Source organism: Mycobacterium marseillense (assembly GCF_010731675.1).
Taxonomy (GTDB): domain Bacteria; phylum Actinomycetota; class Actinomycetes; order Mycobacteriales; family Mycobacteriaceae; genus Mycobacterium; species Mycobacterium marseillense.
The window spans coordinates 1,056,417-1,080,604 of record NZ_AP022584.1 but is presented as its reverse complement, the minus strand read 5'-3'; the positions used below and the strand labels follow the sequence as shown (position 1 = coordinate 1,080,604).

The 24,188-nt window shown below is 68.1% G+C and carries 20 protein-coding genes; 8 read left to right on the top strand and 12 right to left on the bottom strand.

Annotation, left to right across the window (positions count from 1 at the left end; all coding sequences use genetic code 11):
- Positions 1 to 2: 2 nt before the first annotated feature.
- Genes G6N26_RS04875 through G6N26_RS04850 form a run of 6 tightly spaced genes read right to left on the bottom strand, consistent with a single transcriptional unit; the run spans position 3 to position 5,538 of the window.
- Positions 3 to 1,538 carry an acyl-CoA synthetase gene (locus tag G6N26_RS04875; protein WP_083020134.1) on the bottom strand — a complete coding sequence of 512 codons (1,536 nt, stop codon included), beginning with the start codon at positions 1,536 to 1,538 and terminating at the stop codon, positions 3 to 5.
- Positions 1,539 to 1,547: 9 nt separating this feature from the next.
- A complete protein-coding gene (locus G6N26_RS04870; RefSeq protein WP_083020133.1) occupies positions 1,548 to 2,420 on the bottom strand; it encodes an enoyl-CoA hydratase-related protein in 873 nt (290 codons plus the stop codon).
- Positions 2,421 to 2,438: 18 nt separating this feature from the next.
- A complete protein-coding gene (locus G6N26_RS04865; RefSeq protein WP_067167369.1) occupies positions 2,439 to 2,675 on the bottom strand; it encodes a biotin/lipoyl-containing protein in 237 nt (78 codons plus the stop codon).
- Positions 2,668 to 3,666: an alpha-ketoacid dehydrogenase subunit beta gene (locus G6N26_RS04860; RefSeq protein WP_083020131.1), complete on the bottom strand. Its 999-nt coding sequence runs from the start codon at positions 3,664 to 3,666 to the stop codon at positions 2,668 to 2,670. The genes G6N26_RS04865 and G6N26_RS04860 overlap by 8 nt, the downstream gene beginning before the upstream one ends.
- A gap of 4 nt (positions 3,667 to 3,670) precedes the next feature.
- Positions 3,671 to 4,675, bottom strand: a complete 1,005-nt coding sequence (locus G6N26_RS04855; protein WP_179960291.1) for a thiamine pyrophosphate-dependent dehydrogenase E1 component subunit alpha — start codon at positions 4,673 to 4,675, stop codon at positions 3,671 to 3,673.
- Positions 4,675 to 5,538 carry a mycofactocin-coupled SDR family oxidoreductase gene (locus G6N26_RS04850; protein ID WP_083020127.1) on the bottom strand — a complete coding sequence of 288 codons (864 nt, stop codon included), beginning with the start codon at positions 5,536 to 5,538 and terminating at the stop codon, positions 4,675 to 4,677. The genes G6N26_RS04855 and G6N26_RS04850 overlap by 1 nt, the downstream gene beginning before the upstream one ends.
- A gap of 284 nt (positions 5,539 to 5,822) precedes the next feature.
- Between G6N26_RS04850 and G6N26_RS04845 the strand changes: the two genes are divergently transcribed.
- A complete protein-coding gene (locus G6N26_RS04845) occupies positions 5,823 to 7,046 on the top strand; it encodes a CaiB/BaiF CoA transferase family protein (protein ID WP_083020126.1) in 1,224 nt (407 codons plus the stop codon).
- Positions 7,047 to 7,312: 266 nt separating this feature from the next.
- Positions 7,313 to 7,600: an ANTAR domain-containing protein gene (locus tag G6N26_RS04840; protein WP_067167356.1), complete on the top strand. Its 288-nt coding sequence runs from the start codon at positions 7,313 to 7,315 to the stop codon at positions 7,598 to 7,600.
- Positions 7,601 to 7,825: 225 nt separating this feature from the next.
- On the opposite strand, the gene G6N26_RS04835 is transcribed toward G6N26_RS04840, so the two are convergent.
- Positions 7,826 to 8,572, bottom strand: coding sequence for an IclR family transcriptional regulator (locus G6N26_RS04835; protein ID WP_083020124.1), 747 nt, complete (start codon positions 8,570 to 8,572; stop codon positions 7,826 to 7,828).
- An 80-nt stretch (positions 8,573 to 8,652) separates the two neighbouring features.
- On the opposite strand from G6N26_RS04835, the gene G6N26_RS04830 reads away from it, so the two are divergent.
- The 4 genes from G6N26_RS04830 (at position 8,653) to G6N26_RS04815 (ending at position 12,072) form a co-directional block, all read left to right on the top strand.
- Complete coding sequence (locus G6N26_RS04830) at positions 8,653 to 9,993, top strand: FAD-binding oxidoreductase (protein WP_083020168.1); 1,341 nt, start codon at positions 8,653 to 8,655, stop codon at positions 9,991 to 9,993.
- Positions 9,993 to 10,802 carry a DAPG hydrolase family protein gene (locus tag G6N26_RS04825; protein ID WP_067167351.1) on the top strand — a complete coding sequence of 270 codons (810 nt, stop codon included), beginning with the start codon at positions 9,993 to 9,995 and terminating at the stop codon, positions 10,800 to 10,802. Before G6N26_RS04830 ends, G6N26_RS04825 begins: the two co-directional genes overlap by 1 nt.
- Before the next feature lie 175 nt (positions 10,803 to 10,977).
- Positions 10,978 to 11,535 (top strand): hypothetical protein, encoded by a 558-nt coding sequence (locus G6N26_RS04820; RefSeq protein WP_067167349.1) that lies wholly within the window; start codon positions 10,978 to 10,980, stop codon positions 11,533 to 11,535.
- Between the two features lie 108 nt (positions 11,536 to 11,643).
- Positions 11,644 to 12,072, top strand: a complete 429-nt coding sequence (locus G6N26_RS04815; protein ID WP_082991312.1) for a type II toxin-antitoxin system Rv0910 family toxin — start codon at positions 11,644 to 11,646, stop codon at positions 12,070 to 12,072.
- A gap of 5 nt (positions 12,073 to 12,077) precedes the next feature.
- Here G6N26_RS04815 and G6N26_RS04810 read toward each other — a convergent pair whose 3' ends face one another.
- The 5 genes from G6N26_RS04810 to malQ all read right to left on the bottom strand — a co-directional run bounded on the left by G6N26_RS04810 (position 12,078) and on the right by malQ (position 18,077).
- The gene (locus G6N26_RS04810; RefSeq protein WP_067167344.1) at positions 12,078 to 12,359 is read right to left on the bottom strand and encodes a hypothetical protein; all 282 of its coding nucleotides are present in this window, start codon (positions 12,357 to 12,359) and stop codon (positions 12,078 to 12,080) included.
- A 93-nt stretch (positions 12,360 to 12,452) separates the two neighbouring features.
- Positions 12,453 to 14,306: a molybdopterin-dependent oxidoreductase gene (locus G6N26_RS04805; protein ID WP_232067534.1), complete on the bottom strand. Its 1,854-nt coding sequence runs from the start codon at positions 14,304 to 14,306 to the stop codon at positions 12,453 to 12,455.
- A gap of 194 nt (positions 14,307 to 14,500) precedes the next feature.
- Positions 14,501 to 14,971 carry a nuclear transport factor 2 family protein gene (locus G6N26_RS04800; protein ID WP_169925539.1) on the bottom strand — a complete coding sequence of 157 codons (471 nt, stop codon included), beginning with the start codon at positions 14,969 to 14,971 and terminating at the stop codon, positions 14,501 to 14,503.
- 5 nt (positions 14,972 to 14,976) lie between these two features.
- Positions 14,977 to 15,858, bottom strand: coding sequence for an LLM class F420-dependent oxidoreductase (locus G6N26_RS04795; protein WP_067167341.1), 882 nt, complete (start codon positions 15,856 to 15,858; stop codon positions 14,977 to 14,979).
- Positions 15,859 to 15,893: 35 nt separating this feature from the next.
- Complete coding sequence (gene malQ / locus G6N26_RS04790) at positions 15,894 to 18,077, bottom strand: 4-alpha-glucanotransferase (RefSeq protein ID WP_083020122.1); 2,184 nt, start codon at positions 18,075 to 18,077, stop codon at positions 15,894 to 15,896.
- A gap of 426 nt (positions 18,078 to 18,503) precedes the next feature.
- Between malQ and eccB the strand changes: the two genes are divergently transcribed.
- On the top strand, positions 18,504 to 20,021 hold the full coding sequence (gene eccB, locus G6N26_RS04785) for a type VII secretion protein EccB (protein WP_067167336.1): 1,518 nt from the start codon (positions 18,504 to 18,506) through the stop codon (positions 20,019 to 20,021).
- Positions 20,018 to 24,181, top strand: a complete 4,164-nt coding sequence (gene eccCa / locus G6N26_RS04780) for a type VII secretion protein EccCa (protein ID WP_083020120.1) — start codon at positions 20,018 to 20,020, stop codon at positions 24,179 to 24,181. Before eccB ends, eccCa begins: the two co-directional genes overlap by 4 nt.
- Positions 24,182 to 24,188: the final 7 nt, after the last annotated feature.

Sequence of the window (24,188 nt, the reverse complement as noted above, 5' to 3'; positions counted from 1 at the left end):
GTTCACACAATTCGCGATACCCGCCCCTGCCAGTACCGTTCGCGGATGCGCCTCTTGTACAGCTTGCCGTTCGGGTCCCGCGGCAGCTCCGCGTCGAAATCCACGCTGCGCGGGCACTTGTAGCCGGCCAGGTGGGCGCGGCAGTAGTCGATGAGTTCGGCCTCGAGGTCCGGCCCGGGCGCGACGCCGCGCGCCGGCTGCACGACAGCCTTGACCTCTTCGCCGAATTCCTCGTTGGGGACCCCGAATACGGCCGCGTCGACCAGCTTCGGATGCATGACGAGCAGGTTCTCCGCCTCTTGCGGGTAGATGTTGACGCCGCCGGAGACGATCATGAACGTCGACCGGTCGGTGAGGTACAGGTAGCCGTCTGCGTCGACGTAGCCCATGTCGCCGAGCGAGCGCCAGCCGCGATCGTTGTACACCGACGCGGTCTTGGCGGGGTCCTTGAAGTACTCGAACTCGGGTCCACCCTCGAAATAAAGCTCGCCCGATTCGCCGACCGGGAGTTCCAGCCCGTCCTCGCCGAGCACGTGCACCGGGGCCGTCGGGATGCCCACCGAGCCGGGATGGGCAAGCCATTCCTGGGGCCCGATCGTGGTTCCCGCGAATCCTTCGGTGCCTCCGTAGTATTCGTGGATGATCGGCCCGAACCAGTCCATCATTTGGTGTTTGACATCGACGGGGCAGGGCGCGGCGGCGTGGATGACGCATCGCAGGCTCGAAACGTCATAGCGCTCCCGGACTTTCGCGGGCAGCTTGAGCATGCGCACGAACATCGTCGGCACGAACTGGGCGTGGGTCACCCGGTGGGTCTCGATCAGCCGCAGCGTGGTCTCGGCGTCGAACCTCTTCATGAGGATCGAGGCGGCACCAACGCGGTTGGCCGCCATGGTGTAGTTCACCCCGGCGGCGTGATACAGCGGCGCGGGGGACAGGTACACACTCGATGGGGTCATCCCGTATTTGTGGCTCAGCGCCAGCTCGAGCACCGCCTGCGCCCAGGACCCGTTGCCGTCCGCGGGCAGCGGCCGCCGCACTGCCTTGGGCCGTCCCGTGGTGCCCGAGGAATACAGCATCTCCGATCCGTCCGACACCGGTGGCGCTTCGCCCGCCGCGGCCATGGCGTCGTCATAGGAGCGCCAGCCGGCGAGCGAGCCGCCGACGGCGAGGTAGGCGACCACCGCGGCGCCGGCGGAACGGAGGTGCGCGGCGAGTTCGGGCATCGTGGCGTCGACGAAGACCGCCCTTGCGTCGCAGTCGTCGATGACGTAGGCGACCTCGTCGGGGGTGAAGTGGGTGTTGACGGTGGTGTAGTAGAGGCCGGAAAGCTGAGCGCCCCAGGTGATTTCGAAGAACTCCGGTCGGTTCGACAGGACCAGCGCCACGCCGTCGCCGCGCCGCAGCCCGGCGTCGTGTAGCAGCGCGGCGACCCGCCGGCTGCGGGCATGCAGCTGGGAGTACGAGATCACCGCACCGTCAGCGACGATGAGTGCCGGCGACTGCGCGGCACTGCGGGCGTGGTCGGCGATGTTCACCGGCGGGGCTTAAGTGGCTGCGGCGCCGTCGGTCTGGGCGGCCGCGGCGGCCTGGCGGCGGGCGTGCTCGGAGGGCAACACCTTGTCCTTGAAGACGGTCTGGATCAGCTGTTGCACGTCCTTGCTGATCGAGGCGAGTGCGACGAGGTCGTTGGAGCTCTGCCAGTGCACCCGCATGCCCATCAGCTCCCAGGCGCGCTTGAGGTTGGCCTTGGTGAGCATCAGCGTCGTCAGCGGCGCCTGGGCGATGTGGCGGGCGATCGCGTCCACCCGATCGTCGAGGTCCTCACGTCTGACCACCTCGTTGACGAGGCCGACTTCCAGCGCCCTCTTGGCGTCGATCACCTCGGCGGTGAACAGGTAGTAGGCGGCGCGCCGCCAGTTCATGAACACCCAAGGCTCGATGGAACATTCGCCCGAGGGCATGCCGAACCCCTGCAGGGGTGGGTAGGAGAAGTAGGCGTCCTCGGAGGCGATGACGATGTCGGTGGTCAGGCCCATGTGCGTGCCGCCGCCCACGCAGTAGCCGTGCACCTGGGCGATGGTGGGTTTGGAGAATTCCCACAGGTTCAGCGTCGGCTTGACGAACAGGTCGCTCTGGGCTTTCCACGGGTGGCCGGTGACCATGGCGTTCTCGACGAACGACGGGTAGTCGACGGCGTTGTTGCCGATGGCGTGGCCCGAGCAGAAGCCCTTGCCGTTGGCCTTGAGGACGAGCACCTTGATGTCGTAGTCGCGGTCGGCGTCGGCCAGCGCGGCGTCGACTTCCTCGGCCAGTTTCTGGTCCTGGGCGTTGGCCTTCTCCGGCCAGTTCAGGGTGATGCGGGCGATGGGTCCGTCTTTTTGGTAGATGATTCTGTCGCGGGTCTCGTTGAGATCCATAGGGCTTACCTTCCTTCGTTATGACGAGATGACGCCGATTTCGGCGCCGATGTCGTAGGTGGTCCCGACCTGGCCCGTCCACCGGACGGTGCCCGTCGCCCCGGCTTCGATCTCTTGCTCGACTTTCTCGGTCGCGATGACGTAGATCGGCGTGCCCGCCTCGACGTGCTCGCCGGCGCCCACGAGCAGCCCGGTCAGTTCGGCCTCCGCGACCGCCACCGAGACCCGGGGGATGCGAATGATGAAGTCACCCATGTGCCGCCGCCTTCCGGCAGGCGCGCTGGGCTGCGTCGACGATGCGCGCCGGCGACGGATACATCTGGGCCTCGAGCGCCGCCGCGGCCGGGTTGGGGACGAACCGTGCGGCGACCCGTTCGACGGGCGCGGCGAGCTCCCCGAAGAGCTCTGCGTGCAGGATCGCGGCGATCTCCGCTCCGGGGCCGCCGAATTGCACCGCGTCATGGACGACCACGGCCCGCCGGGTTCGGCGCACGGACGCCACGATGGTGTCGACGTCGAGCGGCACCAGGGTGCGCAGGTCGATCACCTCGGCGCTGACGCCCTGTTCGCTGAGCGTCGCCGCGGCACTCAGCGCGTCGTGCACGCAGCGGCCGTAGGCGATCACGCTGACGTCGGTGCCCGGCCGTTTGATGTCGGCCTGGCCGAGCGGGATGGAGAACCCGGGCTCAATGGGGACGGAGCCCTTCTTGCTCTGCAGCCGGATCGTTTCGATGAACAGGCACGGATCGGGGTCGAAGATCGCGGCGGTCAGCAGCCCCTTGCCGTCCCGCGGGGTCGACGGCACGATCACCTTCATCCCGGGGATGTGCATGAACCACGCCTCGAGGCTCTGCGAATGCGTTGCGCCGGTGGCCAATCCGGCGTACACCTGGGTGCGGATGGTGATGGGCGCCGACGTGCGCCCGGCGGTCATGAACCTCAGCTTGGCGGCGTTGTTGATCAGCTGGTCGGCGGCGATCCCGATGAAATCCATGATCATGATCTCGGCCACCGGCAGCAGACCGTCGATCGCCGCGCCGATCGCGGCACCGACGATCGCGGCCTCCGAGATCGGCGTGTCGAGGACGCGGTCGTGGCCGTACTTCGTCGACAGGCCCGCCGTCGGCCCGGAGGCGCCGGGATCGGCGATGTCCTCACCGAGCAGGAACACGCGGTCGTCGGCGGCGAGCGCCTGGTCGAGCGCGAGGTTGAGCGCCTCGCGCATCGTCATCTCGTTGTCGTCCATGCGATTACACCGGGAACGTGATTGCAGTGGCGTACACGTCGCGGTCGAGTTCGTCCAGCGACGGAGGGTCCGCGCCCAGCACCGTGCGCAGGGCCGCCTCCACCGCCGCCGCCGCGTCGCTGTCGATGCGGTCGAGCTCGGCGTGATCGCACACGCGGGTCTCGGCCAAGCGGCTGCGGAACCGGGGCACCGGATCGGCGGCCATCGCCGCCTCGAGTTGTTCGGCGGGGATGTAGGGCGTTCGGTCGCCGAAGTAGTGGCCGCGGAAGCGGAACGTGACGCATTCCAGGAACGTCGGGCCGCCCCCGTCGCGCGCCCGCCGCAGCGCGTCGTCGAGCGCCGCTTTCACGGCCAGCGGGTCGTTGCCGTCCACGCGAACGCCCGGCATGCCATAGCCGGCGGCCCGGTCCGCGACGTGTTCGAGCTTCATGGTGTCGGCGGTCGGTGTCATCTCGGCGTAGAGGTTGTTCTGGCAGACGAAGACGATCGGCAGGTCCCACAGCGCGGCCATGTTGGCCGCCTCGTGAAACGAGCCGGTGTTGGTGGCGCCGTCGCCGAAGCTGACCGCCGTGACGCGGTCGATGCCCTTGCGTTGGGCGGCCATCGCCAGCCCGACGGCCACGGGCGGCCCGGCCCCGACGATGCCGGTCGAAAGCATCACGCCCTTCGCGGGATTGGCGATGTGCATGGTGCCGCCCTTGCCCCGGCCGGCGCCGACCGTGCGGCCCATCATCTCGCCGTAGATCTCCTCGAGCGGGACACCCTTGCCGATCAGGTCATGCAGACCGCGGTAGGTCGTCACCAACTGGTCGTCGGGCCGCAGCGCCAGCCCCATCGCGGCCGCGATCGCCTCCTGGCCCCGCGACGGCCAGTACACGCACATGAACTCGCCGGTGCCGATGCCCTTCGACAGTCGATCGTCGGCCGCCTTCATCAACACCATCAGTTCGTACAGGCGACGCTCAATGTTTTCTGAGCCCGATTGCGGTGCAGCGTGTTCGGTGGTCATCACGCTCCCGACCAGGGTTTGACCTTGAGGAAGCCCCCGGCGTCGACGCGCAACTGCTGTCCGGTGATGTAGCGCGCCGCATCCGAAGCGAGGAACAGCACCGCCTCGCTGATGTCCTCGGGTTCGACGTAGGGGACCGGCATCGCCTGAACAAGCGGGAACACCGGCTCGGCATCCTCGCGGGCCGGTTCTGTCAGATCCGGCCGGAACGCGCGGTACATCGGCGGACTGTGCAGCATGTCGGTGTTGACGTTCGTCGGATGCACCGCATTCATCCGGATGGAGAATCGGGCGAGCGCCAACGCGAAGTCGTTGACGTAGTGTGCGGCAGCCAGTTTCGCGAACGCATACCCGGCCCCGCCGGGGCCCCCGTCGATACCGCCGGTGTTCATCGACGACATGAAGGCCGCGTTGGAGCCGATGACGATGATCGACGCGCCGGGCCCCAGGTGTTTGAGGCTCGCGTGCACCAGGTTCAGCACGCCGATGAGATCCACGTCCACGGCGTCGGCGAAGGCCTGCGGCGGCAGGCCCGCGGTCAGGGGGCAGATGCCCGCGTTGGCGACCACGATGTCCAGATGCCCGAACTCGGCGACCCCGGCATCGATGGCCGCGGACAAGGCCACGCGGTCGCGGACGTCCGCGACGGCGGTGTACGCGCGTTGCCCTTCCTTTTCCACCAGCCGCGCCGTCTCGTCGAGGTCCTCCGGCCGGGCCAGGGGATACTCGTTGGTCTCGATATCCGCGCACAGGTCCACCGCGATGATGTCCGCGCCTTCGGCGGCCAGCAGCCGCGCGTGGGAACGGCCCTGACCTCGCGCGGCGCCGCTGATGACGGCCACCTTGCCCGCTACTCTGCCCATCCCTCGTCCTTCGTCCGTGCGGCTACATCGCTATCCGCATTGGGGCCCAACGGCATTCGATTCGACAGCAGCGATCGCGACGGACATGAGCGGGTCGATTACCCGTTCGGGCCGGGAGGGGACACGCGGTGACCGCGGCGGGCGGTGAAATGAGACCTACGGCCGGCTCCATCGCATCTCTTCCCCGAAAAACTGCGCTGACCTGCGGATGGGCTATCACTACGCCCAAGACTAGCTAGAATATCTAAAATAGCAAGGAATGGCGGCGAGCGAGGGGGTTGGCGATGTCCGACGGTGTTCTGCGCGGCGTGCGGGTAATCGAATTGGCGTCGTGGACCTACGTACCGTCGGCCGGTGCCGCCCTGTCGGACTGGGGCGCCGATGTCATCAAGGTGGAGGGCGTCACCTCGGGTGACCCCGGCCGCGCCCTGGTCGTCGGCGGCTTCACCCGGCAGGCCGCCCGCCCCGATGCCGACTTCATCCTCGAGTTGGGCAACCGCGGCAAACGCAGCATCGCGATCGACATCAAATCGGCGACCGGCCGCGAGCTGTTCGGCCGGCTGCTGGCCAGCGCGGACGTGTTCTTGACCAATTGGCTGCCGGGCGCGCTCGAGCGGGCCCGCCTGACCGTCGACGACATCCGGTCGTTCAACCCGAAGATCATCATCGCGCGCGGCACCGGGCTGGGAGTGCGGGGACCGGACCGGGACAGGGGCGGATTCGACGCCGCGACGTACCTCGCGCGCGGCGGAGTCGCGTACACGCTCACCCCGTTCGGCACCGAGACCCCAGCGGTCCAGGGGCCCGGCTTCGGTGACCTGCAGGGCGGTGCGACGCTGGCCGGCGGCGTCTGCGCCGCCCTGTTTCACCGCGAACGCACCGGCGAACCGACGATCGTCGACTCCTCGCTGCTGGCCCAGGCGATGTGGTCGATCGCGCCGTCCATTTCGGCGGCCGACTTCTTCGACATCGACGGTATCCCGGGCGCCCCACCCGGCCTGGCCCTCAACCCCCTCGTCAACCGGTACAAGACCAAGGACGGCAGGTGGATCCAGCTGGTCTTCCTGCAGCCGGACAAGTTCTGGGCGGGCTTCTGCCGGCGCATGGGCCTGCCCGAGCTGGCCGACGACGGGCGCTTCGTCCCGTCGAGCAACTTGATCGCCAACGCGGCCGCGGCGACCGAGCTCTTCGCGACGGCGTTCGCCCGCCACGACCTCGCGCACTGGCAAACGGTGCTCGCGGACGAACCCGGTGTCTGGGGCGCCCTGGCGACGCCGCGCGAGACGCTCAACGACCCGCAGGTCGAGCCCAACGGATACGTGGTGACCAACGTCGACGACCACGGCGAGAAGTACCGGATCGTCGCCGCACCAGTGCAATTCGACGAGACGCCGCCCGCACCCGCACGGGCGCCCGAACACGGCCAGCACACCGAGGAGATCCTGCTGGAACTCGACATCGATTGGGACGACATCGCCAAGGCGAAGGAGCTCGGGGCGATCCTCTAGGGCGCGGGCAGGAGCGGCCTAATCGCGGTCTTCGCAACCCGTTTCGCTACCACGCGTCTCGGATTCTTTGGTGAGCAGCCGATTCCGAAACGGTCACGGGCGCATATCAATGTCTTCCGCGGTCTGGCAGAACGCAGGCAATCGACAAATCATGGCACAGGGCGCTTTTGAGGTATGCGGCCGCGACGATGCGTAGCACACACGAATTCCTCGTCCGGTACGTGAGTGGCGGATTCATTGACGGCGCCGCAGGAGGTATCCACAGCATGACAACGAACTGGGTTCCCGCCCAGACTTCGTGCGGCCCGCATTCCGGTCGCATCCTGGACACCGCGCGGGGCATTCTCATCGGCCTGCGCCGGTGCCCGTCCGACGCGGCCCTGGACGAATTGCACAGCGCGGCACTGCGGCACAAGGTTCCGGTGTTCGCGATGGCCTGGGCCCTGGTGCACCTCGCCGGCGCCGGCCAGCAGACACCGAGCTTCATCGATGCGCAGTCGGCCGCCCGGCACGAGTGGGGCCCGCTGTTCGATTCCGCCGCAGCGCCCTGTTGAGCGCGCACCAAGACGTTGGGACGGCCGAGCTTTCGAGGGGTAACCCGGCCGTCTCCAACTCTTTCGACCAAGCACCGGCACGTTCCGCGGGCCGCGCCTTCGGCCTCGAGCTCTATTGGCCGGCCCGCGGGCGGGGCAGCAGGCGCTGGCGGAAGGCACGCGCGGCCAACCGACCGATCTCCGAAATCGACTACGGCATAAGCCTGTTCCGCTGAGTGGCCGCAGCTAGCGCGCCCAGGCCGGCGAGTCGGCGGCCGACCGCAACGCGTCGACGATGGTCCGTTCCTTCTCGGCGAAGCGTTCCGTGGGCGCCGGCACCGAGATCGCGACGACGATGTCGCCGGCGGCCCGGCCGGCAACGGCCGCAGCGGAGATCCCCGGCGTGTGTTCGTCGCGGTCGAAAGCGATGGCGGTGCGCCGTATCTCGGCGATCTCGGCGCGCAGCCGATCCGCGTCGTCGGGGCGCAACCGGGTCAACACCGCCTCGGCGTCGGACTCGTCGAGCGCGGCGAGGGCGGCCTTGCCGTTCGCGGTCGACTCCAGGGGGAAGCGCACGCCGATGGCCGAGACGGCCCGGAGCCGATGCGTCGACTCGATCTGGTCGACGAACCACATGCGCTGCCCGCGCAGGATGGACAAGTCGACCGTCTCGCCGTCGGTCGCCCGGGCCACCCGCTCGATCGTCGGGCGGAACATCGCCGAGACCTGCGCCGCGTCGGCCTTGCCGAACCCGAGGAGTCGCTCGCCCAGCGAAAACCGGCCCTGGGCGTCGACGCTGGCCAGCCCGACCTCGACGAGCCCGACCAGCAACCGGCGTGCCGTCGACTTGGCCAGCCCGAGCCGTTCGCCGAGGTCGACCAGGCGCAGTCGGCCCGGTTCCGCGGCGATCTCGTCCAGGGCGGCCGCGGCGCGGCGTAACACCTGGATGCCCTCGTCGCGACCAGTTGGAAAATTGTCTCCCGTTTCCGGCACAGGACCACTATAGTGATCCGCATCACGGATCGCCAAGATCCGCTTTGTGGATCAAAGGGATGGGATCAAAGGAGCTCCCGATGAGCGTGTTACCTGCTGGGCGGCATTGTTTTCGCGGCGACGACGGTTATGAGGAGGCGCGGCGAGGCACCGTGTGGCATCAGCGGGTCCCCGACCGCTATCCCGAAGTGATCGTGCAGGCCCGCTGCGCCGACGATATCGTCGCCGGTCTGCGCCACGCCAAGGCCAACGGTCTACAGGTCAGCGTCGTTTCCGGGGGACACAGCTTCGCCGCCAGCCACCTGCGCGACGGCTCCGTGCTGCTCGACCTGAGCCGCCTGGACCATGCCGACATCGACGCCGACCGGGGCCTGGCCGTCGCGGGTCCGGGCAAGGGCGGCAGCCTGCTGATGGCGGACCTGGAAGCGCAAAACCTGTTCTTCCCCGGCGGCCACTGCAAGGGCGTGTGCCTCGGCGGTTACCTGCTGCAAGGCGGCTACGGCTGGAACAGCCGGATCTACGGCCCGGCCTGCGAGAGCGTTATCGGCCTCGACGTCATCACCGCCGACGGCGAGCAGATCCATTGCGACGAAGACCATCACGCCGACCTGTACTGGGCCGCCCGCGGCGCCGGCCCCGGCTTTTTCGGCGTCGTCACGTCGTTCTACCTGAGGCTCTACCCGCGCCCGGCCGCCTGCGGCACCAGCGTCTATGCCTACCCGTTCGAGCTGGCCGACGAGGTCTTCACCTGGGCGCGCGCCGTCAGCGCCGAGGTGGACCCGCGGGTCGAGCTGCAGGCGGTCGCCTCGCGCGGCGAGCCCAACATGGGCATCGACGTCCCCGTCATCACCTTCGCGTCGCCGGCGTTCGCGGACTCCGACGCCGAGGCCGAAGCGGCCCTCGCCCTGTTCGGCACCTGCCCGGTCGCCGACCGGGCGCTCGTCAAAGTCCCTTACCTGCCAACCGATCTGCCGACCTGGTATGACGTCGCGATGAGCCACTACCTGTCCGACCACCACTACGCGGTGGACAACATGTGGACGTCGGCGCCGGCCGAAGACCTGCTGCCGGGCATCCGGACCATCCTCGACACGATGCCCCCGCATCCGGCGCACTTCCTGTGGCTGAACTGGGGCCCGTGCCCCGCCCGCCAGGACATGGCGTACAGCATCGAGGGCGACATCTACCTGGCGCTCTACGGCTCCTGGAAGGACCCGTCCGACGAGGACAAGTACTGCGACTGGGCGCGGTCCAACATGGCCGCGATGTCCGAGCACGCCATCGGGATTCAGCTCGCCGACGAGAACCTCGGCCGGCGTCCGGCACGGTTCGCCAGCGACGCCGCCATGGCCAAGCTCGACCGTGTGCGCGCCGACTACGACCCCGACGGCTTGTTCAACAGCTGGATGGGACGGCTCTGATGGCCGCCGACCGCTATCTGGGCTACCGCGACGACGACGCGAAGACACCGTTCGGCAAGTTCTTCACGCCCGAAATGGCGCCGCTGCCACGGCATGTCGTCGAGGCGCTGCAGCACGGACCGCAAGGCGGCATGGCGTTGCCGGCCTTCGACGACGCCGCCCGCGTCGCCGACGACGGCTACCAGCAGACCGAAAATGGCTACGGGGTGCTCGACGACGGGGCCTACCACGTGTCGGTACGCACCGACATGCCGGGCGTAACTCCGGCGATGTGGTCGTGGTGGTTCGGCTGGCACGGATGCGACACTCGCCGCTACAAGCTGTGGCATCCGCGGGCGCATCTTTTTGCCGCCTGGAAGGACGGCGACGACGCCGGACGTCAGGGCGCCCAGCGCTACATCGGCCGCTGGTCATTGATCAGCGAATACATCGGCTCCGCAATGCTCAATGGCGCAATCCAATTCGTCGACCCGGAGACCGTGGGCTGTCCCCCCGACAGCGACGACGCGGTGGCCATCTGTGCCCGGCTGGGTTCCAGTGCCGCGCCCGTGGACGTCGGATGGTTCATCCACCACGTCCGGTCGACCCCGAGCGGGGCCGAGATGCGGTCGCGCTTCTGGATGGGCGGCCGGTATATCGCGGTGCGCAACGTCCCCGGTGGCGCGTCGCGGCCGGTGCGGCCGTTCGCGTCGCGGCTGCTGGGCAACTCGGAGACCAATGCCCGCAATCTGATGGTGCACTGCGCCCAGGAGATGAACCATCTGGCCGGCTTCTTGCCAGAGCTCCATGCCGCCTTCGGTGCGCAGTAGCGCCACGAAGCGACCGGGTGTGGCGGGCTTCACAATCCGGCGGGATCGAGGGAGATCACCCGCCGGGCATCGGCCGGGCGGACCCGGCCCCGTGGGGCGCGAGCGGACCCGCATTTCCTGCGACGCGAGCGGATCAGCGGCCGTTCGGGCAGGCGACGTGAGACGGTATAAGCCTATGTCGAATCACGATTTTGTCACCTACGAGGAATTCGGTCGCCGGTTCTTCGAGGTCGCCGTCACCCCCGAGCGTGTCGCCGCGGCATTCGCCGACATCGCCGGCAGCGAGTTCGCCATGGAGCCGATCGCCCAGGGGCCGGGCAAGATCGCCAAAGTCAGTGCGAATGTCTCGATCCAGGAACCCCGGGTCACCCGCCGGCTGGGCGACAGCATCACCTTCGTCATTCACATTCCGCTGTCCATCGATCTGCTGGTGGACCTGTGGCTCGACAAGCAGCGCTTTGTGGTCTCGGGCGACATCGCCCTGCGCGCGACGGCGCGCGCGGCCGAACCGCTGCTGTTGATCGTCGACGTCGCCAAACCGCGGCCTTCCGACATCACCGTCAATGTCTCGTCGAATTCCATCCGCGGCGAGGTGCTGCGGATCCTGGCGGGGGTGGACGGCGAGATCCGGCGGTTCATCGCGCAGTACGTCGCGACCGAGATCGACGCGCCGGCGTCGCAGGCCGCGCAGATCATCGACGTCGCTGCGCAACTCCAAGAGGCGTGGCCCTGAGCCTGGCCCACGAATAGGGCCGCCGATGTTCGGGTATTCAGCCACGGTTGTGCGTTTGTCACCCGTGGGGTGGCGACGCTGGTACCTGGGGAGAAGCGGAGGAATGCCTTGGCTCGGGTAGATGTTTCGGTGTCCTCAAAAGTGGAGCCGGAGGCGGCCTGGAAACTGGCGTCGGATCTCGATCGATTCGGCGAGTGGATGACGATCTTCGCCGGATGGCGCAGCCCGGTCCCCGACACGATCGAGGAAGGGACCTGCGTCTCGTCGTGCGTGAAAGTCAAGGGTTTCCGCAACGTCATCCATTGGACCGTAACCCGGTACGACGAGCCGAAATCGATTGAGCTGCAAGGCCGCGGCCGTGGCGGGATCCGGCTCAACGTCCAGATGTCGGTCTCGGCCGACGACCCGGGGTCGACGTTCCACCTCACCGCCGACCTCAAAGGCGGCCTGCTCAGTGGGCCGATCGGGGGACTGGTCGCCCGGGTGCTGAAATCGGACGTGCAAAAGTCGGTGAACAACCTCGCGTCGTTGCGGTAGCGGGTCTACCGGCCCGGGTGACCGATCGCCCATTCGCGCTGCGCCTCGCGGATCCGCCTGCGGTCCATCGCAAGCCACGCCAGACCGGCTCCGAACGCGAGCATCGCGACGATCGCGGCGGCCACGCCCGCCCCGGCTTGTCCCAACGCAAAATTCGCGAGGCACGCCACAAACGCCAGCGCGGCGGCGCCGACCACGAGCAGCGCGGGCGTCCGCGCCGCATCACGCTCCGAATCGTCGGCGTGGCGGGCGGCGGTCCGATCATCGTTGACAGGGCTGTGCCTCATGGGCGTCTCCTCTGCGGTCGCTTCCGTCCGGCCGATGCTTTGGAGCTACCCAAAACGCCGGTTGGACAAACGACTTGGCGGAGTTGACGAGCCCTACAGCGTTTGGTGCCGCCCGAAGTATTTGTGGTCCTCGCTGTAGCCGCCGTACCCGCTTCCGATGTCGTGATAGTCGGCGACGAATTCGATTCCCTTGATCCATTTCACCAATTTGAAGCCGTGCTGCAGCTCGTTGCGCAGCCGCAGCGGCCTCCCGTGCATGTAGGGCAGCTGCTGGTCGTTCATGTTGTACGCCAGCATCGTCATGTGGTGGTCCATCTGACCGATGTGGTGGGCGTTGTAGTAGATACCCCCGGTGGCGCCCAGGCCCATCGAATAGAACACCGCCCATTTCGCCTCGGGCAGCGGCTTGACGATGTCCATGATCGTTTTCATTTGCACGCCACCCCATTTGGCGACGCCCGACCACGCCTGGATGCAGAAGTGCTGACTGATCTGCTCGTGGTAGGGCAGGGCCATCAAGTCCTCGAGCGAGAACTCCATCGGGTGCTCGACCAGGCCGTAGACCTTGAGGCGCCAGTCCTTGAAGTCGTCGCGCTCGAGTTCCTTGTACTCGACGGTCTCCGGCAGGCGGCCGTTGCGCCAGTGGTGCGGCGAGATGTCCTTCTCGGTGAAGGCGCCGGGCTTGGGGTCCAGCCGTTCGAGCACCCGTTGGAACGGGCCGACGAGCGCATAGCCGACCCGCTGCACCACCCGGGGGTGCTTGATGGTGAACGGAGTGGCCCACACCCACGCGACGGCCGTCACCACCATGGCCGCGGCGAAGATCCAGAAACCCATCCAGCTGTTGTCGTCGCGGGAGGCGAACATGTGGTTGAGGTTCCGCAGCGCCTCGGTCGCAAAAACCATCGTCACGTGCACCAGGATGAAGAACAGGAAGTACACCAGCACCACGAAATGCAGCGACCGCGCGTGCTGAATGCTCAGCCGCTTGCTCAGCCAGTGGACCCGCTGCGACAACGCGGGCGACATTCCCAGCCCGGTGATCAACGCGGCGGGGGCGGCGATGAAGACGGTGGCGAAGTACGACAGCAACTGCAGACCGTTGTAGGCGACCCAGCCGTTGTCCTTCGGCCAGTCCAGTGACATGTACTGGATCGCGACCGACGCGGCGTCGGGGAACACGTCCCAGCTGGTCGGCACGATGTGACGCCACTGTCCGGTGACGAACAGCAGTACGTAGAAGACCGCGCCGTTGACGAGCCACAACACGTCGACGCCGAGATGCCACCACCGGGCCAGCCCGATGGAGTGCCGGAAGCCGGGCAATCCCAGTTGCGGTGGCAGGGCGACGGTGTCGGCGTTGGCGGTCCAGAGCTCGTCGTCGGGCACCGGTGGGCCAACCCGCAGCCATTCATCCTTGCCGGGGGTCGCGTTGCGGCTGAAATACAGCCGGGGATGGTCGCAAAGAATCTGGATGCCCGTCCTGATGATGAACATCATCATGAACAGGTTGAAGAAGTGGGTCCAGCCGATCCACGCGGGCAGGCCCTCGGGGGCATGGTTGTTCGGATCGGTCCCGGGGTAGCGCTCGATGAACGACTGCACCGCCGGCACGTTGTGCAGGCCCTTGCCGATCGCCACCGACGCGATCAACAAGGCGAAGCCGATCGGGATCAGCCAGAGCAGGTTGAACCACCGGTCGCGGCCGACACGCAACTTCGGGGCGGTCGCCCGCCTGGTGAGATCGAAGCCACCGCCGTAATGCTCGACATCGATGGTGTCGTGGGCGGTATGGATCTCGCTCCGGAAGTCCGGATCGGATGTCAGCGGCGTGCCTACCGCCAACGTCGAGACTGAGCCGTTCCCCACCGGGTCAACATGTTTGCTTTCGGCATGCGTCACGGGGTTGAAAATACACGAAAACACCTGGATAAATCCAAGTTTCATTGGAAAAACGCCGTGGTCGTGTCGCGCGTTCGGGCCGTGTGGTCATCGGCAATAGTTGCAAGGGGGCAGAATCCGCGTCGGCGCGGAGACGGATTGCCGCACCTGCCTACTGCGTGGCTCGATTTTCTCCGCAAACTCGGTTCCTTGCCGATTGCTGTGAATTTTCTCACAACCTCCTAGCAAGTCGCGGCTGGCTAGGCGGTGTCGCGCGGTAACAGCCGGCGCACCGGGCGCGTCTCGATGGCATTGACCGTCAACGCCCGGCGCCCGATCCGCCAACCCGCGGCCGTCAGCTCGTAGGCGTCGTCGTAGCGCAGATGCCACACCACGTCCACCACTTCGTCGCCCCGCTGGTTCCAGTGGTGGGCGACGCACGCGACGCGCCCCCGCGCGGCGCCGGGCCGTCCGGCCGCCTCGTACACCTCGCCGACGATCGCGTGCTCGGTGCGCGCGACCGCCGCGACGGCGGCGACGGCGCCCGCGATGGCTTCCCGGCCGCGATGCGCATGGATCGGCAACAGATCGGCCGGCGGCGCGGGCACGACCAACTCAGCCTCAACCGTGAAAAGGTCTGCGACGGCGGCGAATTCACGGTCGTCGACGTGGGCGGCGTACCGGTGGACCACGTCACTGAGCGCCATTCGCTCGTCGGCGGCAAGCGTCATCGCCGTCACGAAACCAGTGACAGCCGCTGCGCACACGCCGACAGGGTGTCTTTGGCCTGCTCGAGGTCGGCGATCGGCGGCATGGCCAACACCAGCCGGTCGGCGCCCTGATCGATCAGGCCCGCCGCGCGCTCGGCGTCGACCTTGGTGACGCTGTGACCCAGGGAGACCTCCAGGGCCGCGGGATCGCGGCCCGCCGCCGAGGCCTCGTCGCGCATGAGCCCGATCAGCGACGCGAGCCGGTCCCCGGTGACGCCAAGCGGCTGGAAGCCGTCGCCGAATCGCCCCGCACGGCGGGCGGCCGCTCGGCTGTGGCCGCCGATGTGCACCGGAAATCGTTCCGCGGTAACGGGTTTGGGATAGCTCATCACATCCTCGAAGCTGAAGAATTCGCCGTGAAACGATGCCCCCTGCGGTTGGTCGGCCCACAGCGCGCGCATCACCGCGAGTTGTTCGTCGGCCCGCCTGCCCCGGTTGTCGAAGTCCGCGCCGCAGGCCTGCAGCTCCTCCTTGAGCCAGCCGACGCCGACGCACAGCCGCAGCCTTCCGCCCGAGAGCGCATCGAGGGTGGCGACCCGCTTGGCGAGCACCACCGGGTGGTGGTTGGGCAGCACCAGCACCCCGGTCGCCAGCCCGAGGCTGGTGGTGTGGCCGGCCAGAAACGCGAGCAGGTCGAGCGGGTCCGGGATGGGGCAGGCGGGGGCCAGCCCGACCCGCCCGGAACGGTCGTAGGGATAGACGCTCTCATAACGCGTGAGCAGCACGGTGTGCTCGACGGCGACGATAGATTCGAACCCGCACACTTCGAGGTGGCGCGCGAAGGCCACCATCCATTCGGGGTCCGCGGTGACGCCGTCGGCGACCGGGGCCACCACTGAGACCTTCATGGTTGGTGAAGCTAACAAGCCGACCGGTCGCCCGGTCAGCGGGTCGCGGTTTGCGGGCTTTGCGTGCTTTCCGCCGCGACGGGGGCGATCGCGCCGCGCACCGCCTCGGCCAGCGTCGCGGCCCGGGGATCGGCGAACACGTCTTCGAGCAGCACATCGCGCCCGTCCGGGCCGGTCAGCGGGACCCGCCAGTTGGGGTATTCGTCCGTGGTGCCGGGTTGGTTCTGGGTGCGGCGGTCACCGACGGCGTCGGTCAGCGCCACCCCCAGCAGCCGCGACGGCGTCCTGCCCAAATACCTATACAGCGCCAAGATGACCTGTTCGGGGTCGTCTACGCCGTCCTCGAGCAGTCCCACCCGGCACAACTCGGCCAGCCACGCCGCCAGGTCGGCCCGGTCGGCCTCGAGTTCCTCGGCGGCCGGCCGGGTCAGCAATCCCAGCGAATCGCGCAGCCGCACATGGTCGCCCGCCAGGTACCCGGCGGTCGGCGGCAAGTCGTGGGTGGTGACCGAGGACAGGCAGTACTCCCGCCAGCGCTCGCCGGGCAGCGGGCCGCCGTTCCCGTCGCGATCCAGCTCGAACCACAGGATCGAGGTGCCCAGCAGACCCCGAAGCAACAGGTAGTCGCGTACCCACGGTTCGACCGTGCCGAGATCCTCGCCCACCACCACCGCGCCGGCCCGATGTGCCTCCAGCGCGACGATGCCGATCATGGCTTCGTGGTCGTAGCGCACGTAGGTGCCCTCGGTGGGGGCTGCGCCCCGCGGGATCCACCAGAGCCGGAACAACCCGATGATGTGATCGATGCGCACCCCGCCGGCGTGCCGCAGCACCGCGCGGATCAACGCGCGAAACGGCCGGTACTCATGCTCGTCCAACCGGTCGGGCCGCCACGGCGGCTGCGACCAATCCTGGCCGAGCTGGTTGAACTCGTCCGGCGGCGCGCCGGCCGTCACGCCCAGCGCCATCACATCCTGCAGCGCCCAGGCGTCGGCGCCGTTGGGATGCACACCGACGGCCAGATCGTGCATGATGCCCAGCGACATCCCGGCCCGGGTCGCCTGCGACTGCCCCGCCGCGAGCTGCTCGTCGAGTTGCCACTGCAGCCAGCGGTGGAAATCGACTGTGTCGGAATGCTTTTCGACGAAGTCCGCGACCCCGGACGCGTCGGGGTGCTGCAGCGATTCGGGCCAGGCATGCCAGTCGTCGCCGTACCTTTCGGCCAGCGCGCACCAGGTGGCGAAGTCGTCGAGCGCGCGACCCTCCCGGCCGCGGAACGCCGCATAGGACAGCTCCCGGCCCGCCGATCGCGGTTCCTCGTGCAGCAGCTTCAGGGCGACCCGTTTGGCAGCCCACGAACTGTCGCGGTCGATGGCGTCGACACGCCCGGCGCGCTGCTGGACGTCCGAGCGCAGCCGGCGGACCCGGCTGCGCTTGTTCAGGTCGGCGAATTCCGGGATCGCCTCGACGCGAAGATAAATCGGGTTGACGAAGCGACGCGACGTCGGCAGGTACGGCGACGGCTCCATCCGGCCCTTCGGTCCCGGCGGCGCCGCCGCGTGCAGCGGATTGACCAACAGGTAATCGGCGCCGTGGCGCGACGCCGACCACACCGCGAGGTCGGTCAGATCGGTGAGATCCCCGACGCCCCAGGACTGCCGGGACCGCACGCTGTAGAGCTGAGTGGCCAGGCCCCAGGCGCGGCGATTGCCCAGCCGCTCCGGCAGCCCGAGCCAATTTGGTGTCACGATCAGCGCGGTGCTGGTCTCGGAGTCACCGGAACGCAGGTGCACCCGGTGATACCCCAGCGGCAGGTCGGTGGGCAGCAGAAAGCTGGCCTCGCCGACCCAGCGCCCGTCCAGGTCGAACGGCGGGGTGAAGTTGTCGACCTGCGCGACGTCACCGCGCACCGTGCCGTCCTCGAGCTCCAGCCACACCTCGGCGGGATCGCCATGGGTGACGTGGGCCCAGAACCGGATCTGTTCGCCGGTGCGTCCGACGATGGTCGCCGGCAGCCGCCGCGCCCAGTGCGACCGCCGCTTGGCGGTGAGCGCGACGTTGCGTTCCTGTTCGTCGTCGGCCGCGACCCCGAGTGCGGCCAGCACGGCCTTGAGCGTCGCCTCGGGAACCCGCACCCGAGCCCCGCTCCAGTCCTCGTAGTCCGTCGCGATGCCGTACCTCCGGGCGAGTTCGATCAGCGACGGCGCGAGTTCGGTCATAGGGCCATCTTGCTGCCAGGTTTCGCCGACCGGCGACCCGGACCCGACGCACGTTTGCGTTTTCTTTGCTGGACGTCCCCCTGCCGTTCACCTGTTTCGCTCGTCGGTAACCCGCTCGCGCGCTCGACAGGACGCCGGCACCGTGGGCCACTACGATTCTCTGAGGAGACCGACAAGAATCCGGTGAACCGATCCGTGGGGGAACAGAAACTGCCAGCTCAGTGGCGTCAGCCGTCGCCGTCCGCGCGGCGGGTTCCGGCACGGTGAACGGCACCGGTTCGGGTGCGGTGAACAGATGGAGAAGTGCAGGCGCTTCGCGCCGCATGGCGAGGTCCGTGCAGGTGCCTTACCGTTGTCATGTAATTCGCGCTGGATCGGTTCAACGAGGCGAAATCCAGGCGTTCGAGCAACCCGGATGGTGAATTAGTGGCGGAAGAGAGTCGCGGGCAGCGCGGGTCGGGGTACGGCCTTGGGCTGTCGACGCGGACCCAGGTCACCGGCTATCAGTTCCTTGCCCGCCGGACCGCGATAGCGCTGACCCGGTGGCGCGTGCGCATGGAGGTCGAGCCCGGCCGGCGCCAGAACCTGGCCGTGGTGGCATCGATATCGGCCGCGCTGGTGATCTGCCTGGGCGCGCTGCTCTACTCCTTCATCAGCCCGGCCGGCCAGATCAACGAGTCGCCGATCATCGCCGACCGCGACTCGGGCGCCCTGTATGTCCGCGTGGGGGACCGGCTGTATCCCGCGCTGAACCTGGCGTCGGCGCGGCTGATCACCGGGCGTCCCGACAACCCCCACTTGGTTCGGTCGAGCCAGATCGCCAGCCTGCCGCGCGGTCCGATGGTCGGCATCCCGGGCGCGCCGTCGAGTTTCCACCCCACCAGCCCGGGCGCGTCATCGTGGCTGGTCTGCGACACCGTGGCGAACTCGACCGGCGCCGGGGCGCCGTCCGGCGTGACGGTCACCGTGATCGACGGCAACCCCGATCTGAGCCACCACCGGCGGGTGCTGACCGGGACGGACGCGGTGGTGTTGAACTACGGCGGCGACGCGTGGGTGATCCGTGACGGGCGCCGCTCCCGCATCGACGCCGCGAACCGCTCGGTGCTGCTGCCGCTGGGCCTGACCCCCGAGCAGGTCAGCATGGCCAAGCCGATGAGCCGCGCCCTGTATGACGCGTTGCCGGTGGGTCCGGAACTGACGGTGCCCCAGATTCAGAACGCGGGCACCGGTGCGTCGTTCCCGGGTGCACCCGGACCGATCGGCACGGTGATCGTTACCCCGCAAATCAGTGGGCCGCAACAGTATTCGTTGGTGTTGGCCGACGGTGTGCAGACGCTGCCGCCGCTGGTGGCGCAGATCCTGCAGAACGCCGGGCCGGGCAACACCAAACCGGTGACGGTGGAACCGTCCGCGTTGGCGAAGATGCCGGTGGTCAACAAGCTGGATCTGTCGTCCTACCCGGATGCGCCCCTGAACGTGATGGATATCCGCGAGAACCCGGCGACGTGCTGGTGGTGGCAGAAGACCTCCGGTGAAAACCGGGCCCGGGTGCAGGTCATCTCGGGCGCGACCATCCCGGTCGAGACGAAGGACGCCAACCGGGTGGTGTCGCTGGTCAAGGCCGACACCACGGGCCGCGAAGCAGACCAGGTGTTCTTCGGGCCCGACTATGCGAACTTCGTCGCCGTCACCGGAAACGATCCCGGCGCCAAGACGACCGAATCGCTGTGGTGGCTCACGGATGCGGGCGCCCGGTTCGGGGTCGACGACACCCGCGAGGTCCGAGAAGCATTGGGCCTCAAGACGAAACCAGCGCTGGCGCCGTGGGTGGCGCTGCGACTGCTGCCGCAGGGGCCGACGTTGTCGCGCGCGGATGCGCTGGTGCAGCACGACACGCTGCCGATGGATATGTCCCCAGGAGAGTTGACGGTACCGAAGTGAAACGTGGATTTGCCCGGCCGACGCCGGAGAAGCCCCCGGTCATCAAGCCGGAGAACATCGTCCTTCCGACCCCGCTGAGCATTCCGCCGCCGGAGGGCAAGCCCTGGTGGTTGGTCGTGGTCGGTGTCCTGGTGGTCGGCCTGCTGATCGGCATGGTCGGCATGACCTTCGCCAGCGGCTCGCACGTGTTCGGCGGCGCGGGCGCCATCTTCCCGATCTTCATGATCGGCGGCGTCGCGATGATGATGTTCGGCGGGCGATTCGGCGGCCAGCAGCAGATGAGCAGGCCCAAGCTGGACTCGATGCGGGCCCAGTTCATGCTGATGCTGGACATGCTGCGCGAGACCGCCCACGAGTCCGCCGACAGCATGGACGCCAACTACCGCTGGTTCCACCCCGCGCCCACCACGCTGGCCGCCGCGGTCGGGTCGTCGCGCATGTGGGAACGCAAGCCCGACGGCAAGGACCTCAACTTCGGCGTCGTCCGCGTCGGCGTCGGGATGACGCGCCCCGAGGTGACCTGGGGTGAGCCCCAGAACATGCCGACCGACATCGAGCTCGAGCCGGTGACCGGTAAGGCACTGCAGGAATTCGGGCGCTATCAAAGCGTCGTGTACAACCTGCCCAAGATGATCTCGGTGCTGGTCGAACCGTGGTACTCGCTGGCCGGGGACCGCGAGCAGGTCCTGGGATTGATGCGGGCGATCGTCTGCCAGCTGGCGTTCTCCCACGGTCCCGACCACGTGCGGATGATCGTGGTCAGTTCGGATCTGGACGAATGGGACTGGGTCAAATGGCTGCCGCACTTCGGTGATCCGCGCCGCCAGGACGCCGCGGGCAATGCGCGGATGGTCTACAGCTCGGTGCGCGAGTTCGCCGCCGAGCAGGCCGAATTGTTCGCCGGCCGTGGGTCTTTCACTCCGCGGCACGCCAGTTCGGCCGCCCAGACCCCGACGCCGCACACGGTGATCATCGCCGATGTCGTTGACCCGCAATGGGAGTACGTGATCAGCGGCGAAGGCGTCGACGGGGTGACGTTCTTCGATCTCACCGGCTCGGCGATGTGGAGCGCCGTCCCGGAGCGGACCCTGCAGTTCGACAAGAAGGGTGTGATCGAGGCGCTGCCCCGCGACCGCGACACCTGGATGGTGATCGACGAGAAGCCCTGGTTCTTCGCCCTCACCGACCACATCAGCATCGCCGAGGCGGAGGAGTTCTCGCAGAAGCTGGCGCGCTGGCGCCTGGCCGAGGCGTACGAAGAGATCGGCCAGCGGGTGGCGCACATCGGCGCCCGAGACATCATGGCCTACTACGGAATCGACGATCCCGGCCGCATCGACTTCGAGTCGTTGTGGGGCAGCCGCAACGACTCGATGGGCAGGTCGCGGTTGCGCGCCCCGTTCGGTGTTCGCTCCGACAACGGCGAGCTGTTGTTCTTGGACATGAAGTCGCTGGACGAAGGCGGCGACGGCCCGCACGGGGTCATGTCCGGGACGACGGGTTCGGGGAAATCGACCCTGGTGCGGACCGTGATCGAATCGCTGATGCTCAGCCACCCGCCCGAAGAGCTGCAGTTCGTGCTGGCCGACCTCAAGGGTGGGTCGGCGGTCAAGCCGTTCGCCGGGGTCCCGCACGTGTCCCGGATCATCACCGACCTGGAAGAAGACCAGGCGTTGATGGAGCGCTTCCTCGACGCACTGTGGGGTGAGATCGCGCGTCGTAAGGCGATCTGCGACAGCGCCGGGGTCGACGACGCCAAGGAATACAACTCGGTGCGCGGCCGGATGCGGGCCCGCGGCCAGGACATGGCGCCGCTGCCGATGCTCGTGGTGGTCATCGACGAGTTCTACGAGTGGTTCCGCATCATGCCGACGGCGGTCGACGTCCTCGACTCGATCGGCCGGCAGGGCCGCGCGTACTGGATCCACCTGATGATGGCGTCGCAGACCATCGAGAGCCGCGCCGAAAAGCTCATGGAGAACATGGGTTACCGGCTGGTGCTCAAGGCGCGCACCGCCGGTGCGGCACAGGCGGCCGGCGTGCCCAACGCCGTCAACCTGCCCGCCCAGGCCGGCCTGGGTTACTTCCGCCGCAGCCTGGAGGACATCGTCCGGTTCCAGGCCGAATTCCTGTGGCGGGACTACTTCCCGCGCGGCCTCACCGACGACGGGGACGAGGCGCCGGCGTTGGTGCACAGCATCGACTACGTCCGCCCGCAACTGTTCACCAACTCGTTCACCCCGCTCGAGGTGAGCGTTGGGGGACCCGAGGTCACTGCCCCGGCCATCCCCGCCGATGGCGACCTGCTCGAGGTCGAGGGACGAGACGAGGACGTCGAAGGGATCAGGACGCCCAAGGTCGGTACGGTCATCATCGATCAGCTGCGCAAGATCGACTTCCAGCCCTACCGGCTGTGGCAGCCGCCGCTGAACCAGCCGGTCGCCATTGACGAATTGGTGAACCGGTTCCTCGGTCACCCGTGGCAGCAGGATTACGGCACCGCGCGGGATCTGGTCTTCCCGATCGGGATCATCGACCGCCCGTTCAAGCACGACCAGCCGCCGTGGACGGTCGACACGTCGGGGCCCGGTGCCAACGTCCTGATCCTGGGGGCCGGCGGCTCGGGCAAAACCACCGCGCTGCAGACCCTGATCTGCGCGGCGGCGCTGACCCACACGCCCGAGCAGATCCAGTTCTACTGCCTGGCCTACAGCAGCACCGCGCTGACCACCGTCGCCCGGCTGCCGCACGTCGGCGAGGTGGCCGGTCCGACCGACCCGTACGGCGTGCGCCGCACGGTGGCCGAGCTGCTGGCGTTGGTGCGGGAGCGCAAACGCACCTTCCTCGAGTACGGGATCGCCTCGATGGAGGTGTTCCGGCGCCGGAAGTTCGCCGGTGAGGCGGGCCCCGTGCCCAACGACGGGTTCGGCGACGTCTACCTGGTGGTCGACAACTACCGGGCGCTGGCCGAAGAGAACGAGGTGCTGATCGAGCAGGTGAACGTGATCATCAACCAGGGCCCCTCGTTCGGGGTGCACGTAGTGGTCACCGCCGATCGCGAGTCCGAGTTGCGACCGCCGGTCCGCAGCGGTTTCGGCTCCCGGGTCGAGTTGCGGCTGGCCGCCGTCGAAGACGCCAAGCTGGTGCGGTCCCGGTTCGCCAAGGACGTTCCGGTCAAGCCGGGCCGCGGCATGGTCGCGGTCAACTACGTCCGCCTCGACGCCGACCCGCAGTCCGGTCTGCACACCTTGGTGGCCCGGCCCGCGCTGGCCAGCACGCCGGACAACCGATTCGAGTCCGACAGCATCGTCGAAGCCGTCAGCCGCATCGCGACCGGCCAGGCCCCGCCGGTGCGCCGGCTGCCGGCGACGTTCGGCGTGGAACAACTTCGCGAGATTGCCGCCCGAGACACCCGCCAGGGTGTCGGCGCGGGCGGAATCGCCTGGGCCATCTCGGAATTGGACCTGTCGCCGGTCTATCTCAATTTCGCCGAGAACGCGCACCTGATGGTCACCGGTCGCCGCGAATGTGGGCGGACCACGACGCTGGCCACCATCATGTCCGAGATCGGGCGGCTGTACGCGCCGGGAGCGACGAGCGCACCGCCGCCGCCTGCGGGGCAGCCCTCGGCGCAGGTATGGCTGGTGGACCCGCGGCGTCAGCTGCTGACCACGCTGGGTTCGGACTACGTGGAGAAGTTCGCCTACAACCTCGACGGCGTGCAGGCCATGATGGGCGAACTGGCCGCGGTCCTGGCCGGCCGCGAGCCGCCGCCCGGCCTGTCCGCCGAAGAGCTGCTCTCGCGGAACTGGTGGAGCGGCCCGGAGATCTTCTTGATCGTCGACGACATCCAGCAGCTGCCGGCGGGTTTCGATTCGCCGCTGCACAAGGCCGCGCCTTGGGTGACCCGCGCCGCCGACGTCGGCCTGCACGTGATCGTCACCCGGACGTTCGGTGGTTGGTCGTCTGCGGGCAGCGACCCGATGTTGCGGGCCCTGGCCCAGGCGAACGCGCCCCTGCTGGTGATGGACGCCGACCCCGACGAGGGCTTCATCCGCGGCAAGATGAAGGGTGGTCCGCTGCCCCGCGGCCGTGGCCTGCTGATGGCCGAGGACACCGGCGTGTTCGTTCAGGTCGCGGCGACGGAGATACGCAAGTAGGACGGGT

Coding starts and splice junctions, on each gene's coding strand:
- G6N26_RS04860 (WP_083020131.1), bottom strand. CDS start 3,666: ATGGACGACAACGAGATGACGATGCGCGAGGCGCTCAACCTCGCGCTC.
- G6N26_RS04825 (WP_067167351.1), top strand. CDS start 9,993: ATGGCCGCCGACCGCTATCTGGGCTACCGCGACGACGACGCGAAGACA.
- G6N26_RS04865 (WP_067167369.1), bottom strand. CDS start 2,675: ATGGGTGACTTCATCATTCGCATCCCCCGGGTCTCGGTGGCGGTCGCG.
- G6N26_RS04810 (WP_067167344.1), bottom strand. CDS start 12,359: ATGAGGCACAGCCCTGTCAACGATGATCGGACCGCCGCCCGCCACGCC.
- G6N26_RS04795 (WP_067167341.1), bottom strand. CDS start 15,858: ATGAAGGTCTCAGTGGTGGCCCCGGTCGCCGACGGCGTCACCGCGGAC.
- G6N26_RS04845 (WP_083020126.1), top strand. CDS start 5,823: ATGTCCGACGGTGTTCTGCGCGGCGTGCGGGTAATCGAATTGGCGTCG.
- G6N26_RS04850 (WP_083020127.1), bottom strand. CDS start 5,538: ATGGGCAGAGTAGCGGGCAAGGTGGCCGTCATCAGCGGCGCCGCGCGA.
- G6N26_RS04800 (WP_169925539.1), bottom strand. CDS start 14,971: ATGACGCTTGCCGCCGACGAGCGAATGGCGCTCAGTGACGTGGTCCAC.
- G6N26_RS04855 (WP_179960291.1), bottom strand. CDS start 4,675: ATGACCACCGAACACGCTGCACCGCAATCGGGCTCAGAAAACATTGAG.
- malQ (WP_083020122.1), bottom strand. CDS start 18,077: ATGACCGAACTCGCGCCGTCGCTGATCGAACTCGCCCGGAGGTACGGC.
- G6N26_RS04820 (WP_067167349.1), top strand. CDS start 10,978: ATGTCGAATCACGATTTTGTCACCTACGAGGAATTCGGTCGCCGGTTC.
- G6N26_RS04870 (WP_083020133.1), bottom strand. CDS start 2,420: ATGGATCTCAACGAGACCCGCGACAGAATCATCTACCAAAAAGACGGA.
- G6N26_RS04830 (WP_083020168.1), top strand. CDS start 8,653: ATGAGCGTGTTACCTGCTGGGCGGCATTGTTTTCGCGGCGACGACGGT.
- G6N26_RS04805 (WP_232067534.1), bottom strand. CDS start 14,306: ATGAAACTTGGATTTATCCAGGTGTTTTCGTGTATTTTCAACCCCGTG.
- G6N26_RS04840 (WP_067167356.1), top strand. CDS start 7,313: ATGACAACGAACTGGGTTCCCGCCCAGACTTCGTGCGGCCCGCATTCC.